15 protein-coding genes are annotated in these 15,526 nt (G+C 69.6%); 10 read left to right on the top strand and 5 right to left on the bottom strand.

The window, feature by feature from the left end; genetic code table 11:
• Window positions 1–7: 7 nt before the first annotated feature.
• Both SS2_RS11370 and SS2_RS11375 read left to right on the top strand, forming a co-directional pair.
• Window positions 8–562, top strand: coding sequence for a DUF3090 domain-containing protein (locus SS2_RS11370; protein ID WP_066464115.1), 555 nt, complete (start codon window positions 8–10; stop codon window positions 560–562).
• Complete coding sequence (locus SS2_RS11375) at window positions 562–1,329, top strand: SCO1664 family protein (protein WP_066464118.1); 768 nt, start codon at window positions 562–564, stop codon at window positions 1,327–1,329. The genes SS2_RS11370 and SS2_RS11375 overlap by 1 nt, the downstream gene beginning before the upstream one ends.
• 24 nt (window positions 1,330–1,353) lie before the next feature.
• On the opposite strand, the gene SS2_RS11380 is transcribed toward SS2_RS11375, so the two are convergent.
• From SS2_RS11380 to SS2_RS11400, 5 genes are all read right to left on the bottom strand, one after another.
• On the bottom strand, window positions 1,354–2,490 hold the full coding sequence (locus SS2_RS11380; RefSeq protein WP_169796298.1) for an alpha/beta hydrolase: 1,137 nt from the start codon (window positions 2,488–2,490) through the stop codon (window positions 1,354–1,356).
• Window positions 2,491–2,616: 126 nt separating this feature from the next.
• On the bottom strand, window positions 2,617–3,234 hold the full coding sequence (locus SS2_RS11385; RefSeq protein WP_066464122.1) for a LysE family translocator: 618 nt from the start codon (window positions 3,232–3,234) through the stop codon (window positions 2,617–2,619).
• Between the two features lie 82 nt (window positions 3,235–3,316).
• On the bottom strand, window positions 3,317–4,117 hold the full coding sequence (locus tag SS2_RS11390; protein ID WP_281178683.1) for a helix-turn-helix domain-containing protein: 801 nt from the start codon (window positions 4,115–4,117) through the stop codon (window positions 3,317–3,319).
• A gap of 18 nt (window positions 4,118–4,135) precedes the next feature.
• Complete coding sequence (ychF, locus tag SS2_RS11395; protein ID WP_066464124.1) at window positions 4,136–5,221, bottom strand: redox-regulated ATPase YchF; 1,086 nt, start codon at window positions 5,219–5,221, stop codon at window positions 4,136–4,138.
• Between the two features lie 34 nt (window positions 5,222–5,255).
• The gene (locus SS2_RS11400; protein WP_066464126.1) at window positions 5,256–5,984 is read right to left on the bottom strand and encodes a FadR/GntR family transcriptional regulator; all 729 of its coding nucleotides are present in this window, start codon (window positions 5,982–5,984) and stop codon (window positions 5,256–5,258) included.
• 161 nt (window positions 5,985–6,145) lie between these two features.
• Between SS2_RS11400 and SS2_RS11405 the strand changes: the two genes are divergently transcribed.
• The 8 genes from SS2_RS11405 (at window position 6,146) to SS2_RS11440 (ending at window position 15,514) form a co-directional block, all read left to right on the top strand.
• On the top strand, window positions 6,146–7,771 hold the full coding sequence (locus SS2_RS11405) for an ABC transporter substrate-binding protein (RefSeq protein WP_066464128.1): 1,626 nt from the start codon (window positions 6,146–6,148) through the stop codon (window positions 7,769–7,771).
• Between the two features lie 105 nt (window positions 7,772–7,876).
• A complete protein-coding gene (locus SS2_RS11410) occupies window positions 7,877–8,833 on the top strand; it encodes an ABC transporter permease (RefSeq protein ID WP_157607312.1) in 957 nt (318 codons plus the stop codon).
• 2 nt (window positions 8,834–8,835) lie between these two features.
• Window positions 8,836–10,890 carry a dipeptide/oligopeptide/nickel ABC transporter permease/ATP-binding protein gene (locus SS2_RS11415; RefSeq protein ID WP_066464130.1) on the top strand — a complete coding sequence of 685 codons (2,055 nt, stop codon included), beginning with the start codon at window positions 8,836–8,838 and terminating at the stop codon, window positions 10,888–10,890.
• Complete coding sequence (locus SS2_RS11420; protein ID WP_066464131.1) at window positions 10,887–11,753, top strand: ATP-binding cassette domain-containing protein; 867 nt, start codon at window positions 10,887–10,889, stop codon at window positions 11,751–11,753. Before SS2_RS11415 ends, SS2_RS11420 begins: the two co-directional genes overlap by 4 nt.
• A complete protein-coding gene (locus SS2_RS11425; protein WP_066464132.1) occupies window positions 11,750–12,676 on the top strand; it encodes a dihydrodipicolinate synthase family protein in 927 nt (308 codons plus the stop codon). Before SS2_RS11420 ends, SS2_RS11425 begins: the two co-directional genes overlap by 4 nt.
• Window positions 12,673–13,671, top strand: coding sequence for an ROK family protein (locus SS2_RS11430; RefSeq protein WP_066464138.1), 999 nt, complete (start codon window positions 12,673–12,675; stop codon window positions 13,669–13,671). Before SS2_RS11425 ends, SS2_RS11430 begins: the two co-directional genes overlap by 4 nt.
• A complete protein-coding gene (locus tag SS2_RS11435; protein ID WP_066464141.1) occupies window positions 13,668–14,378 on the top strand; it encodes an N-acetylmannosamine-6-phosphate 2-epimerase in 711 nt (236 codons plus the stop codon). Before SS2_RS11430 ends, SS2_RS11435 begins: the two co-directional genes overlap by 4 nt.
• The gene (locus SS2_RS11440) at window positions 14,378–15,514 is read left to right on the top strand and encodes an SIS domain-containing protein (protein WP_066464143.1); all 1,137 of its coding nucleotides are present in this window, start codon (window positions 14,378–14,380) and stop codon (window positions 15,512–15,514) included. The genes SS2_RS11435 and SS2_RS11440 overlap by 1 nt, the downstream gene beginning before the upstream one ends.
• Window positions 15,515–15,526 lie beyond the last annotated feature (12 nt).

Raw genomic sequence — 15,526 nt, forward strand, 5'->3', positions numbered from 1 at the left:
TACTGATATGCCTCCACGCGTTCACGAATATGACTGGCCTGATCGGGTCGTCGTCGGCACCATCGGCCTTCCCGGGGCACGCACGTTCTACCTCCAGGTGCGCTCAGGGACCCAGCTCGTGAGCATCGCCCTCGAGAAGCAGCAGTCGGCCCTGCTCGCGGAGAAGATCGACGAGATCCTCGACCAGCTCATCACCGTCGAGGGCAACCCCTTCAGCGTCCCCACCGGCACTCCCCCGGAGCTCGTCGACAACGACCAGCTCGATCCCGTCGAGGAACGCTTCCGCACCGGCGCCATGAGCCTCGGGTGGGACCCGACGACGGCCCAGGTCGTCATCGAGGCCTACCCCATCACGGACGTCGACGCTGATGACAGCATGCAGATGCCTGACGAGGACGGCACTCACGAGACCGAGATGCTCCGGGTGCGCATGCCGGTGGGTACGGCTCGGGCCTTTGCCAAGCGCACCCGGGAGATCGTCGGCGCCGGGCGCCCGGCGTGCCCGCTCTGCGGCTACCCGATGGACCCCGACGGGCACATCTGCCCCCCTGCCGAGGACTGATGTCGGCACCAGACCTGATGACCACCGAGCTGACGATCACCGGCCGCATCAGGACGGCGTCCAACGCCACGTTCCTGGGCACCATCGGCGACGTGAGCGTCGTCTACAAGCCGATCGCCGGCGAGAGTCCGCTGTGGGACTTTCCCGACGGCAGCCTGGCGCACCGGGAGGTGGCCGCCTACCTCGTCTCGCAGACCTTCGGCTGGGGCGTGGTACCGCACACCTGGCTGCGCGACGGTCCCCTCGGCGAAGGAATGGTCCAGCTCTGGCAGGAGCCGGACCCCGACCACAGCGCCGTCGACCTGATCGCGGCGGAGCAGGTACCGAGCACGGGCTGGAAGCAGGTTCTCGAGGGACAGGACGAGAGCGGACGGCTGGTCACCCTCGTTCACGAAGACTCCCCGGCGCTGCGGCGCATGGCTGTGTTCGACGTCGTCGTCAATAATGCCGACCGCAAGGGCGACCACATCCTTGCCATGGCGGACGGCCACCGGCACGGCGTGGACCACGGGGTGACCTTCCACCGTGACCACAAACTGCGGACGGTCCTGTGGGGATGGCTGGGAGAAGACCTGACGGCCGACGAGCTCGACGGCGTCGACCGCGTCAGCGACGGGCTGCACGGCGACCTGGGACGCGACCTCGAGGACCTGCTCACTGCCCCAGAGATCACCTCGCTCGCCAACCGTTGCTCCGCGTTGCGCTCGGCCGGGCGGTTTCCGGCTCCCTCCGGTGACATGCCGGCGGTTCCCTGGCCGCTGTTCTGAGGGGTCGCGGTCCAGCCACGTCGGTCAGCCCTGGGACCTCGTCCAGTCCAGGAACGACTCGATAGCGTCCGCGGCGAGCCGGCTCCGTACGGACGCGAAGAAGTCGAAGCTGTGCTGAGTGTCCGGCAGCTCGACGTAGACGACGGGCGACTCAGAGACGGATCTCAGCGAGTCGGCCACCGTACGCGCCTCATCGGAGGGCAGTGCCGTGTCTGTAGAGCCCTGCACGATGAGCATGGGTGGTGCGTCGGGGCGCACCAACTGTGCGGGCGCGCTGGCAGGGTCAGAGCTGCGGGCGCCGAGGTAGCCGTAGAGCGCGACGGCGCCCGCGACGCTGGTGTCAGCGTCCTCGAAACCGGGCTGAAATCGCGGGGTCTGCGCGGTGAGCGCTGCCGAGATCGCCAGGTGCCCACCTGCGGACGCACCCACCAGGTAGATGCGGACCGGGTCGGTGCCATGCTCGCGCGAGTGCGCCCGTACCCACGCGATCACCCGCTTCGTGTCGATGAGCGACTCCGGAAATGCTCCTGCGGAACGGAGGGTGTAGTTGGCGCTCACGCCGAACCAGCCGTGATCTGCCAGCTGGTTGAGCAGGGCAACGCTCTCGCGGCTCTTCCCGCCCGAGACGAAGCCCCCTGAGTGGAGGTGGATGACCACCGGTTGCTGGCCGGTCCTGCGATCCTTGCGCCGGTAGATGTCGAGGAGGTGTGCACGCCCGCCAGCCGCGTACGGAACATCTCGCACTCGTTCCACCGTCCGCCGGTGCCGTTGGAACGGCAGCAGGATGCCGCTCATCCACAGCACCGCCCGGCGCAAGGGCCGTGCGGACCCGGAAGGGATCCGCGTGCGCCAGGCGGGGCCCAAGCCCGTGGTCAGCGCCGCCTCGAACGCCGGTCGGACGCTCCGAGCGCGCACCTGCAGCCACACCAGCCCCAGCACGACGAGCACGGCGAGACCGAGCGCCACGGCGGTCAGTGGCCCATCCTCGGGTGGCACATCGGTCAATGTGGCAGCCACTGATGCAACGAACACGACCAACAGGATCAGGGGAATCTCGTTGCAGGTCATGGTCAGGATGAAGACGACGAAGCCGAGGGCCCCTCGGCCGAAGGGCACCCAGAGCGCCATCGCGACGAACAGCGCCCAGATCACGACGGTCACCAAGAGGCCCATCCGTCACCGCCCTCCCGAAGAGGCCACGGGCTGGTTCACCCTGCGCCCTGACGCGTCCACGCTGTGTCTGCCATTGTGACGCAGTCATGATCTCAGCTCATCCATCTCGCGCCGTCACCGGACGAGGGTCCGCACTGCAACCGACAACGCACCGATCCCGAACAGCAGCACAACAGTTCCCGCCACCTTGGTGATGCTAGGAAACGCCCGGGCGAGGATGACACGGGACCGTCGGGAACCCATCACGATCACGATGAACAGGTCCCATGCCAGAACGGCCGAGAACATCCATGCCCCATACAAGGCCAGCTGGACGGACGTCGCCGATGACAGTGTCGCGGCGAGACTCATGTAGAACAGGGCGTTCTTCGGATTCAACAGTCCCGACGCCATACCCAAGCCTAGATTCTTCGCCCACGTCGGGCGCCCGGCTGTCGCTGCACCTTCGCCTGCGAACGAGACGCGTGACCTCCAGAACATGATCCCCATGGAGACGAGGAACAGCCCACCCGCGAGCTCGATCCACGCGACGACGTTCTGGTTGTCGACCAGTGCGAGACCACTGAACGCCGACGCAATGAACACGCCATTCGCCAGCGCTATGCCCAGACAGGCTCCGCTCGCGCTCCGCCAGCCGTAGGCCGCACCGGTGCGGACGATCAGGAAGAAGTCCACTCCCGGAATGAGGAGAGCGAGGAAATGGGCGAGGGCAACGACGACAAAGAGATCCACAGCTGCTCATCTCGGGCGGGGAAAGTGGGAACACTCCCCAGCCTGAGCCACCGTGACGCTGGCAGTCTTGAACAGGATTGCGTCAGCGGATGTACGACCCCGGGGTCGCGGCGACGTGCGACCGGAAGACACGGTGGAAGTGGCTCTGGTCCGCGAAGCCCAGCGCGTACGCAACCGATGTGATCGACTCGCCCCCACGGAGCATCGCGCGGGCGCGGGTGACGCGTACGTCGTTGCGCCATGCGATCGGCGTCAGTCCCGTCGCGCGCTTCACTGCACGGATGAGCTGGTACTGGCTCATACCCACGGATCGCGCCAAGCTCATGAGGCGCGGGTCCGCTGCCTCATCCGCGAGCACGTCAAGGACGGGACGTAGCGCGGCCGCAAGGACCTCCTCATCGGCGGGAGGGTGCTCCTGACTAAGAGGAGCAACTAGTTCGGAGAATGCGGACCGGAGCCCCCGCTCGATCTCAGCGAGATCCGTCGGCCCCGCAAACAACATCGCGTTCACCGTGTCGAAGCGCCGATGCAGGTCCGGGCTTCGATGCACCTGTATCCCCTGCGTAGGGCCTGAGCCCGCCTCCAGAACCGTCTGACCGAACCACGCCGGGTCAAGGTGGATCATCTGATAGATCCACTCACCGTCGTCGGGGTTACAGGAGTGCACATGTCCGGCGGGGATGAAGATGACGTCTCCCGGCTCGAGTCGCACGGCCGAGCCAGACCTCCCGACAAACGTGCTCGTTCCCGCGTCGATGAGCCCGATCGAGAACCGGTCGTGGGTGTGCAACCGGTAGCAAGAGTTCTGCTGACATGAACGCCGGGACTCGATCTGAGGAAATCTCGAGTCATGCCAGAATTCCGGAGTATTGATCTTATGCACCCGGATTGAGCTGCGCGGCTAGACGTTAAACCGGAACTCCACCACGTCGCCGTCCTGCATGACGTAGTCCTTGCCCTCGATGCGGGCCTTGCCCGCAGCGCGGGCGGCAGCGACCGAGCCTGCCTCGACGAGGTCATCGAAGGAGATGACCTCAGCCTTGATGAAGCCACGCTCGAAGTCCGTGTGGATCACGCCGGCGGCCTGCGGGGCCGTCCAGCCCTTGTGGATGGTCCAGGCGCGCGCTTCCTTGGGGCCTGCGGTGAGGTACGTCTGCAGGCCGAGGGTCTCGAAGCCGACGCGGGCGAGCTGGTTGAGGCCGGGCTCGTCCTGGCCGGAGTCGGCGAGCATCTCGGCCGCTTCCTCCGGCTCCAGCTCGATGAGCTCGGACTCGAACTTGGCGTCGAGGAAGATGGCCTTCGCGGGGGCGACGAGCTCGCGGAGCTCGGCCTGGAAGGCCTCGTCGGCCAGGCCGGCGTCGTCGGTGTTGAAGACGTAGATGAACGGCTTGGCCGTCATGAGCTGCAGCGTGGCGAGCTGGGCGAGGTCCAGCTTGGCCTTGGCCGCACCGGAGAAGAGCGTGGTGCCTTCCTCGAGGAGCTTCTGGGCGTCCTGGGCGGCGGCGAGCAGGGCGGGGTCGCCCTTCTTGATCTTCACTTCCTTCTCCAGGCGCGGGATGGTCTTCTCCAGCGTCTGCAGGTCAGCGAGGATGAGCTCGGTGTTGATGGTCTCGATGTCGTCCTTGGGAGAGACCTTGCCGTCGACGTGCACCACGTCGGGGTCGGCGAAGGCACGGGTCACCTGGCAGATGGCCTCGGCCTCGCGGATGTTGGCGAGGAACTTGTTGCCCAGCCCCTCCCCCTCGCTCGCGCCGCGCACGATGCCGGCGATGTCCACGAAGGACACAGTCGCGGGCAGGATGCGCTCGGAGCCGAAGATCTCGGCGAGCTTGTCCAGCCGCGGGTCAGGCAAGGGCACCACGCCGACGTTGGGCTCGATCGTGGCGAACGGGTAGTTCGCCGCGAGCACCTGCGCACGGGTGAGAGCGTTGAAAAGGGTCGACTTGCCGACGTTGGGGAGTCCGGCGATACCAATAGTGAGAGCCACGGAAGGAGAGTCTACGTGGCCCGCGCCGGGTGAGTCAGCCTCCGGGCGTGGTCTCGGGCGCCTCGGGGGCGTCGAGCGCTCGCAGCAGCGGCCGGTAGTGGTCCACGATCGCGGTGCGGAAGCTGTCCACGTCTCCGCTCTCCGCGGCGCGCAGCATGTCTCCGTGGGCGCACACGGTCAGCTGGAGGTCCTCGGGGAGGGCGAGGCCGAGCCGCGGCAGCACCCCGGAGTAGACGTCCCAGAAGGCGGTGACGAGCTGGCCGACGAGGGAGTTGTTGATCCCGGAGAGCAGCTCGGCGTGGAAGAGGCGGTCCTGCACGGGGAAGGTCTCCCCCTTCGCCTGGAGCGCGGCCATCTCGTCGACGAGCCGGTGCAGCGTGGCGTTGGTGGTTCCCTCCAGGGAGGCCACGATCCGGTCCGCCATGGCCAGGTCGAGCGCCTGGCGCACCTCGACCACCTCGCGCAGCGCCTGCAGGTCGCCGCCGGGGCTGAGCACCCCCCGGAAGATGAGCGACTCCACGAGGGCGTCGAGGGACATGTGGCCGACGAAGGTGCCGTGCCCGTGCCGCACCTCGACGATGTCGAGGGTGGCCAGGGTCTTGATGGCCTCCCGGACGCTCGTGCGGGAGACGCCGAGAAGCTCGCAGAGCTCGATCTCGGTCGGCAGCCCGTCGCCCGGGTGCAGGCCTCTGGCGACGATGAGGTCTCGGATCTGTGCGCTCGTGGAGGACGCGCCGGCCCGGGACGCGCTCCGGGCGGGCACGGGAGGTGCCGAGGGCCGAGGGGCCGGGGTCTTCGCGGACATCTGTGACCGTTCTGTTATGGACACCTTGTTGCTCCAACTCGCGAGTTCATCGTACTGTGACGGCTATAGATACGACATCATACGTCGTATGTACTTCAAGACTCCGGAAGAGGTCTTACATGCGTAACTCACTGACGAGCACGACCGCACCCTTCCATCGAGGTCTCGCGATCGGCGCAGCCGTCCTGGCGTCGTCCCTTCTCCTGGGCGCCTGCGGCGGATCGAGCCCGGCCAACGAACAGTCCGGCTCCACCGGTTCCGCCGAAGCGACCGACCCTGCAGACATCGACCCAGACGCGATCATCAACGCTGGCATCTCCTACCCCCTGGGGTCCGGCTTCGACCCGATGATCACGACCGGCGCAGTCACCGTCGCCGCCAACTGGCACACGATGGAAGGGCTCACCGAGCTCGACCCGTCGACCCGCGAGGTCTACCCGGCGCTCGGCGCCGAGCTGCCCAAGCAGATCGACGACACCCACTACCAGGTGGACCTCCGTGACGGCGCCGTGTTCCACAACGGCACCCCGGTCACTGCAGACGACGTCGTCTTCAGCTTCAACCGGGTCCTCGACCCCGCGAACGCGTCCCTCTACGCCGGCTTCATCACCTTCATCGACACCGTGACCGCGGTCGATGAGGACACCGTCGAGATTGCCCTGAAGTTCCCCTTCAGCCTGGTCGACGAGCGCCTCTCGGTGGTCAAGATCGTCCCCGAGGACGTCGTCACCACCGACTACGAGGCCTTCAACGCCCTGCCCGTAGGCACCGGCCCGTACACGATCACCTCGGCCGTGGCCGATGACAAGATCACCTTCGACCGCTTCGACGACTACACCGGCACCCGTCCGGCCCAGGCAGCCGGCATGACCTGGAGCCTGCTCTCCGACTCCGCCGCCCGCGTGACCGCGATGACCTCCGGGACCGTCGACGCGATCGAGTCCGTGCCGTACATCGACGCAGCCGCGCTGGCCAACCAGCTCGACGTCGAGTCCGTCCAGTCCTTCGGGCTGCTGTTCATGATGTTCAACACCCAGCAGGCGCCCTTCGACGACGTCCGGGTCCGCCAGGCGTTCTTCTACGCCCTGGACATGGACAAGATCATCGAGACCGGGCTGCTCGGCAACGCCGAGGCCGCGACCGGCTTCCTGCCCTCCTCGCACCCGAACTACTCCGAGGCCTCGACGGTCTACACCTACGACCCCACCAAGGCCAAGGCGCTGCTCGCCGACGCCGGCGTCTCCGACCTGTCGATCACCCTCACCACGACCGACACCGACTGGGTCGCGGACATCGCCCCGCTCGTCAAGGAAGACCTCGACGCGATCGGCGTGAACGTCACCCTGGACATCGGCCAGTCTGGCGGGCAGTACTCCAAGGTCGACGGCGGAGACCTCGATGTCATGATCGCCCCGGGCGACCCCTCCGTCTTCGGCAACGACCCCGACCTGCTCATGCGCTGGTGGTACGGGGACAATGTGTGGTCGCAGAGCCGCTACCGCTGGAACGAGTCGGCCGAGTTCGCCAACCTGACGACCATCCTCGACGAGGCCGTCCGCACCACCGGTGACGACCAGCAGGCACTGTGGGACGACGCCTTCGACCTCATCTCCGACGAGGTCCCGCTCTACCCGCTGCTGCACCGCCAGCTGCCGACCGCCTGGAGCTCAGACTCCCTGGCCGGCTTCTCACCGATCCCGCTCACCGGCCTGTCGTTCCTCGACGTCGGCGTGATCAAGAAGTAGCACTCCCCCTCGACGGCGGACCCACCACTGGCGGTGGGTCCGCCCCAGGACCCGGCGCAACGACGCAGCCGGGTCACCACACCCCCCGAAGAAGGAGGCCAGAGCGTGATCGCTCTGCTACGACTGACCGGACGGCGGCTGCTCGCCCTGCCGTTCATGGTCCTGGGAATCACGTTGCTGGTCTTCGTGGTCATGCAGTTCTCCAAGGTCGACCCGTCGATCACCGCCCTCGGTGAAGGCGCCTCGCTCGAGGCGCGCGACGCCTACAACCAGGCCAACGGATACAACGACCCGCTCTTCCTGCGCTACTGGAACTTCCTCGTCGGACTGTTCCAGGGCGACCTGGGCACCTACAGCGCCCGCCACCAGTCGGTCGGCGAGGCCGTGGGCAAAGCCTTCCCGCTCACCCTGCAGCTGACCTTCATCGGCCTGGTCATCGCCGTGGTCCTCGCCCTCGTCTTCGGCGTCCTGGCCGCGGTGTACCGCGACCGGTGGTTCGACCAGGTGGTGCGCATCTTCTCGATCGCCTGCGTCGCGACGCCGTCGTTCTGGCTCGCGGTCCTGCTCATCCAGGCCTTCACCCTGGGCCTCGGCTGGCTGCCCGCCAGCGGCAACCTGCCGACCTTCTCCGAGGACCCCGGCGAGTACCTGCGCCGGATGGTCCTGCCAGCTGTCGCCCTCGCCATCCCGGTCGCCGGCTCGCTCACCCGCGTGGTGCGCACCGCGACCGTGGAAGAGCTCGACAAGGACTACGTCCGGACCGCCATCGGTGCCGGCATCCCCAAGCTCGAGGTCATCGGCCGCAACGTGCTGCGCAACGCGCTCATCACCCCGATCACCGTTCTCGGCCTGCGCGTCGGCTACCTCATCGGTGGCGCCGTCGTCATCGAGATCATCTTCGCCCTGCCCGGGATGGGCACGCTCATCCTCAACGGCGTGACCAACAACGAGCCGAACCTCGTGCAGGGCGTGACCCTCTCCGTCGCCCTCGCCTTCGTCGTCATCAACATCGTGGTCGACATGCTCTACCTCCTCGTCAACCCCCGAATCAGGACGGTGTGACCATGCGACGCACACTCACCCAGCGGCTGAGCGTCCCCGGACAGCGCTTCGGATCCCTCTCGCTGAGCGCCCAGATCTCCTTGGTGTTCGTGCTCCTCGTCGTCCTCGCGGCGATCTTCGCCCCGCTCGTGGCCACCCAGGACCCCCTCGCCAGCGGCACCCCGGTGCAGCCGCCGAGCGGCGAGAACTGGTTCGGCACGGACCGCCAGGGCCGGGACATCTTCGCCCGCGTCGTCTACGGCGCCCGGTACTCCCTCATGATCGGCCTCGGCGCGACCGCCTGCGCCCTGCTCGCCGCGGCGATCCTGGGGTCCATCGCGGCCACCGCCGGCAAGTGGGTCGCCGAGGTCCTCATGCGCGTGCTCGACGTCGTCATGTCCTTCCCCGGCATCGCCCTCGCCGCCGTCTTCGTCGCGGTCTTCGGCCGCTCGCTGCCGGTCCTCATCTTCACGATCGCCTTCCTCTACGTCCCCCAGCTCACCCGAGTGATCCGAGCGAACGTGCTGGCTCAGTACGGCGAGGACTACGTCGCCGCCGCGACGGTCATGGGCGCCCGCACCTCGGGCATCCTCCTCAAGCACGTGGCACGCAACTGCCTCGCCCCGGTCATGGTCTTCACGACCGTGCTCGTCGCCGACGCGATCGTCTTCGAGGCGTCGCTGTCCTTCATCCAGGCCGGCGTCCCGGACCCAGAACCCTCCTGGGGCAACATCATCGCCGCTGGTCGCGACCTCGTCATGGGCGGCTACTGGTGGGCGACGCTGTTCCCCGGCCTGGCCATCATGCTCACCGTGCTGTGCCTGAACATCCTCTCCGAGGGCCTCACCGACGCCCTTGTCGCACCGTCCGCCGCTCCGGCGCCCAAGGCCGCCACCCTCGTCGCCGCCCAGTCTGCAGCCGCAGCGGACACCGACGTCGCCGACCTCACCGACACGCTCCTGCCCGACGCCGCGGTGATCGAGGACGGGGAGCCCGCCGTCGCCGCCGCGGAGCCGGCTGTGCCACTCGCCGCACGCCTGGCCGCCCTGCGCACCGCAGAGCTCAGCCGCTCCGACCGCCTCGTGGCAGACAGCGCCGTCGCGCCGCTGCTCGAGGTGGACAACCTCACCATCCGCTTCCCGCAGCGTCACGGCCAGGTCGACGTCATCGACCACGTGAGCTTCTCCGTGCGGCCCGGTGAGACCATGGCGCTGGTCGGCGAGTCCGGCTGCGGCAAGTCGATCACCAGCCTCGCGATCATGGGCCTGCTGGACCCGTCCGCGCAGATCACCGGTGAGATCCGGTACGCCGGGACAGACCTGCTCACGCTCAGCCCGAAGTCCCGCAACGCGCTGCGCGGCCACGAGCTCGCGATGATCTACCAGGACGCGCTCAGCTCGCTCAACCCGTCCATGCTCATCCGCACCCAGCTCCGCCAGCTCATCAAGCGCGGCGGCACCCGGACCGCCGAGGAGCTCCTCGAGCTGGTCGGCCTCGACCCGGCGCGCACCCTCAAGAGCTACCCGCACGAGCTCTCCGGCGGTCAGCGCCAGCGCGTGCTCATCGCGATGGCTCTCACCCGCGACCCCAAGCTCGTCATCGCGGACGAGCCGACCACCGCCCTCGACGTCACCGTCCAGGCCCAGGTGATCGACCTGCTCAACGACCTCCGCGAGAAGCTCGGCTTCGCGCTGGTCTTCGTCAGCCACGACCTGGCCCTGGTGGCCGAGGTCGCCCACCGGATCACGGTCATGTACGCCGGCCAGGTCGTCGAGGCGGCACCCACGGTCGAGCTGCTCACCAACCCGGTGCACGAGTACACCCGCGGCCTGCTCGGCTCGGTCCTCTCGATCGAGTCCGGCGTCGGGCGGCTGCACCAGGTGCCCGGGACCGTGCCCTCCCCCAGGGACTTCCCGACCGGCGACCGGTTCGCCCCGCGCTCGGCCGAGCCCGGCCGCGCCTGGGACGTCCGCCCGGTCATGCGGACCCTGCCCGGCACCGAGCACGTCTACGCTGCTCAGCCCGACGACGCCGTGCCCGCGCACGCTCTCGTCACCATCGACGGAGGAGCCCGATGACCACCCAGACAACGACATCGATGACCCCGACCGCGGTCGAGGCGCCGCCGGTCATCGAGCTGCGTGACATCCACGTCTCCTTCAAGGCGCGCACCGGGACCCTGCTGCGGGCCGACGTGGTCAACGCCGTCAACGGCGTCTCCCTCGCGGTGCGCCGCGGTGAGACGCTGGGCATCGTGGGCGAGTCCGGCTGCGGGAAGTCCACCACGGCCAAGGTGCTGCTGGGCCTGCAGAAGCCCACCTCCGGGCAGGTGCTCTTCCGCGGGGAGGCGATCGCCCACCGCAACGCCGCCGCCCGCAAGCGGATCGGCCGCGTCGTCTCGGCGGTCTTCCAGGACCCGTCCACCGCGCTCAACTCCCGGATGCTCATCCGTGACGCCCTGCGCGACCCCTTGGACGTGCACGGGATCGGGACGGCGCACAGCCGCCAGGAACGGGTCCGGGCCCTCGTGGAGATGGTCGGCCTGCCGGCCTCCGCCCTCGACGTGCTGCCCACCCAGCTCTCGGGAGGTCAGCGTCAGCGCGTGGCCATCGCCCGGGCGCTGGCCCTGGAGCCGGACATGATCGTCGCGGACGAGCCCACCTCGGCCCTGGACGTGTCCGTCCGGGCGCAGATCCTCAACCTGCTGCTCGACCTCAAGAACGAGCTCGGACTGAGCCTGGTGTTCATCTCCCACGACATCCAGACCGTCCACTACATCTCCGACCGGATCGCCGTCATGCACGGCGGCCGCGTCGTCGAAGAGGGGCCCGCCGACCACATCATGGCGACCCCCGACCACCCCTATACCCGCAAGCTACTCGGCGCGGCACCTTCGCTGCTCCATCCAGAGCTCGCCACCAAGAACCGGAGTGCACAGTGAGCAACCCCATCTTCCAGGGCGTCATCCCGCCCGTCGTCACGCCGCTCAACGCTGACGGCAGCGTCGATCACGCCTCCTACGAGCGCCTCCTGGAGAAGCTCATCGCTGCTGGGGTGCACGGGGTCTTCATCCTCGGGTCCAGCGGCGAGGTCGCCTACCTCGCCGACGCCGCACGCCGGGAGGTCATGGAGACCGCGGTGCGCGTCGTCGCCGGCCGGGTGCCGGTCATGGCCGGCGTCATCGACATCTCCACCAACCGCGTGATCGACGAGGTCCGGGTGGCCGAGGCCGCCGGGGTCGACGCCGTGGTGGCCACCGCCCCGCTGTACATCCGCACCTCCCTGCCCGAGATCGAGACGCACTTCCGCGAGATCGCCGCCGCGACCACGCTGCCGGTCTTCGCCTACGACGTGCCCGTCTGCGTCCAGGTCAAGCTCGACCTGGACATGCTCATGCGGCTGGGCACCGAGGGGGTCATCGCCGGGGTCAAGGACTCCTCGGGCGACGACGTCGGCTTCCGCCGCCTCGTGGCGGCCAACCGCGCCGCGGGCTCGCCCATGGCGTTGTTCACCGGTCACGAGGTCGTCGTGGACGGCATGCTGCTGCTCGGTGCGGACGGCGTGGTGCCCGGGCTCGGCAACGTCGACCCCGAGGGCTACGTGCGACTCTGGGACCTCGCTCAGGCCGGCAAGTGGGAGGACGCGCGGATCGAGCAGGACCGTCTCGCGGCCCTCTTCGAGATCGTCTTCCAGGCGACCGGGCTCTCGGGAGGTGCCGGCGGCGTCGGCTCCTTCAAGACCTCGCTCAACCTCATGGGCGTCATCTCGCACTCGCGCATGTCCACCCCGGCCGGCGCCTTCGTCGGGGACAACGTCACCAAGGTGGCAGCAGTGCTCACCGCGAGCGGGATCCCGCTGGTATGAGCCACGTCGTCGGCGTCGACCTCGGCGGCACCAAGACCGCCGCCGCGCTCGTCGGCGCCGACGGGCAGGTGGGGACGGTCCTGACCGTCCCCACCCCGGCCCGCTCCGGCCCCGACGCCATCCTGGACTCCGTGGCCCGGCTCGTCGAGACAGTCCTGGCGCAGGCCGCCGGGGCCGGGCCGGCCCCGCAGCTGGCGGCGGTCGGGATCGGCACAGCCGGCGTCGTGGACGCGAGCCGCGGGACCATCGTCTCCGCGACGGACGTGCTCCCCGGCTGGGCCGGCACCGACGTCGCCGGGGGCGTGCGCGCCCGGCTCGCTGCGAGCGCCGGCCTCACCGGTGCCGCACTGCCGGTCGTGGTGGAGAACGATGTCGACGCCCACGCCGCCGGTGAGGCCTGGCTCGGTGCCGCCGCCGGGGCCCGGATCGCGCTCATGGTCGCGGTGGGCACCGGTGTGGGCGGGGCAGTCGTGCTCGACGGCACCCCGCTGCGCGGCGCCCACCACCTGGCCGGGGAGATGGGCCACATGCCGGTCCCCGGCGCGGACGGCCTCATCTGCGGCTGCGGCCGCCCCGGGCACCTGGAGGCCCTCGGTTCCGGACCGGCTCTGCACCGCCACTACCTGCGCCTCGGCGGTGACGACGCCGCTGCGGACACCCGGGCCGTCGTCGCCCGGGCAGCCGGCGGGGACCTCCTGGCCCGGCGGGCGGTGGCCGAGTCGGCCGCGTGCGTCGGCCGGGCGATCGCCGCGATCTGCACCGTGCTCGACCCCGACGTCGTCGTCGTGGGAGGCGGGCTGGCGCAGGCCGGGCCCCTCTGGTGGGACCCGATGCTGCAGGCGCTGCGCGACGACGTCATCGACCCCCTCGCCGGGCTGCCGGTGCTGCCCGCCGCTCTGGGGTCCCAGGCCGCGATCGTCGGCGCCGCAGGCGCCGCCCACCGGCACCTGGGCCGCACCCTCACCCTTCCCTGCCCACCCAAGGACACCCCATGAACCCCATCCTCCAGGCACTGCAGGGCCAGCTCGTCGTCTCCTGCCAGGCCTACCCGGGCGAAGCCATGAACGAGGCCGTCACCATGGCTCAGGTGGCCCGGGCCGTGGTCGAGGGTGGCGCCGGGGGTGTGCGCGCCCAAGGGCTGGAGAGCATCCGGCTCATCGCCGCGCAAGTGACGGTGCCGGTCATCGGGCTGTGGAAGGACGGGACTGACCCGGTCTTCATCACCCCGACCGCCACCCACGCGGTCGCCGTCGCCGAGGCCGGTGCGCACGTCGTCGCCCTCGACGGGACCCGCCGGCCTCGACCGGACGGCCTCACCCTGGCCCAGACGATCACCGCGCTGCGCGAGCGCAGCACCGCCCTCGTCATGGCCGACTGCGGGTCCCTCGACGACGCCCTCGCCGCGCAGGACGCCGGGGCGGACATCCTCGGCACGACCCTGGCGGGGTACTCCGGGGAGCGCTCCATGACCGTCGGCCCCGACCTGGACCTCGTCTCCGAGATCGTCGCGGCCTGCTCGCTGCCCGTCATGGTCGAGGGCCGGGTGCACACCCCCTCCCAGGCGCAGGCCGCCATGGCCCGCGGCGCCTTCGCCGTGTGCGTCGGCACCGCCATCACCCATCCCACGACCATCACCGGCTGGTTCGAGGCGGCCACCCGCGCCGGCTCGAACGACCGTGCCGCTTCCCGAGAGGCCCTCTGATGACCACGCACTCCCCCGCCCTGCCCGACGTCGACCAGCCGGGCCAGCCGGGCCAGCCGGGCTCTCTCATGGAGCGTGAGATCGCCGAGCAGCCCGAGGTCTTCGCCCGCCTGCTCGCGGCGTCGGCCGACGTCGCCGAGATCGCCGCGGTGATCCATGACCGGTCGCCGCACACCGTGATGATCGTGGCCCGGGGATCGAGCGACCACGCGGCCCTGTACCTCAAGTACCTCCTGGAGGTCCGCCTCGGTCTGCCCACCGGGCTGTGCTCGCCGTCCTCGACCACGCTCTACGGCGCCTCGCCCTTCACCCCGGGCACGCTCGTGGTGGGGATCAGCCAGAGCGGCGGCTCCCCCGACCTCGTGGCCACCCTCGCTGCCGCCCGGACTCGCGGCGCGCTCACCGTCGCGCTGACCAACGCCCCCGAGTCTGCGCTGGCCACGGCGGCCGAGCTGCACCTGTCCCTGCTCGCCGGCACCGAGCGCTCGGTCGCGGCGACCAAGACGTACACCGCAGAGCTCATGGCCGCGGCGCTGCTCGTCGATGCCCTCGCTCAGCTGCGGCAGGAGGCCACCTTGGACGCCGCCCCGTCCCAGCCCTTCACCTCGGCGGACCTCCTCGAGGTGCCCCGGGCCGCCGCGGCGATGCTCACCGTGCGGGAGCAGGTGGCGCGCGTGGTGGCGACCGTGCCAGCGCTGAGCGAGAGCTCCCAGCTCCTCTTCACCGCGCGCGGCTACGGGCACGCGACGGCCCGGGAGGGCGCGCTCAAGGTCATGGAGACCTGCTACGTCCCGTCGCTGGCCTTCAGCGCCGCGGACCTCCTGCACGGACCCTTCGCCATGCTCAGCCCGTCCGTGGCCACCGTGGCGCTGCTGGCGTCGGACTCTCCTGCGGACCCGATGGCCGAGGTCGTCGACCGGATCGTCGCCTCCGGCTCACCGACCATCACCTACGGCCCCGGCGCGCCGCGCCCGGGCGTCGTCGCGCACGTGAGCTCCCCGCACTCCCTCCCGGCCGCCCTCGCCCCGATCGTCGACGTCGTGGCGGTGCAGTACCTCGCGCTCGAGCTGTCCCGCCTGCTCGGGCTGGACGCCGACGCTCCCCGTGCGCTGCTCAAGGTGACCAGCACGCTGTAGCTCCGCGGCTAC

The organism is Sanguibacter suarezii NBRC 16159, from assembly GCF_001552735.1.
GTDB lineage: Bacteria > Actinomycetota > Actinomycetes > Actinomycetales > Cellulomonadaceae > Sanguibacter > Sanguibacter suarezii.

Excerpts from the sequence above, each read along its gene's own strand:
- SS2_RS11375 (WP_066464118.1), top strand. The coding sequence starts at position 562 with ATGTCGGCACCAGACCTGATGACCACCGAGCTGACGATCACCGGCCGC.
- SS2_RS11405 (WP_066464128.1), top strand. The coding sequence starts at position 6,146 with ATGCGTAACTCACTGACGAGCACGACCGCACCCTTCCATCGAGGTCTC.
- SS2_RS11435 (WP_066464141.1), top strand. The coding sequence starts at position 13,668 with ATGAACCCCATCCTCCAGGCACTGCAGGGCCAGCTCGTCGTCTCCTGC.
- SS2_RS11415 (WP_066464130.1), top strand. The coding sequence starts at position 8,836 with ATGCGACGCACACTCACCCAGCGGCTGAGCGTCCCCGGACAGCGCTTC.
- SS2_RS11370 (WP_066464115.1), top strand. The coding sequence starts at position 8 with ATGCCTCCACGCGTTCACGAATATGACTGGCCTGATCGGGTCGTCGTC.
- SS2_RS11440 (WP_066464143.1), top strand. The coding sequence starts at position 14,378 with ATGACCACGCACTCCCCCGCCCTGCCCGACGTCGACCAGCCGGGCCAG.
- SS2_RS11420 (WP_066464131.1), top strand. The coding sequence starts at position 10,887 with ATGACCACCCAGACAACGACATCGATGACCCCGACCGCGGTCGAGGCG.
- SS2_RS11430 (WP_066464138.1), top strand. The coding sequence starts at position 12,673 with ATGAGCCACGTCGTCGGCGTCGACCTCGGCGGCACCAAGACCGCCGCC.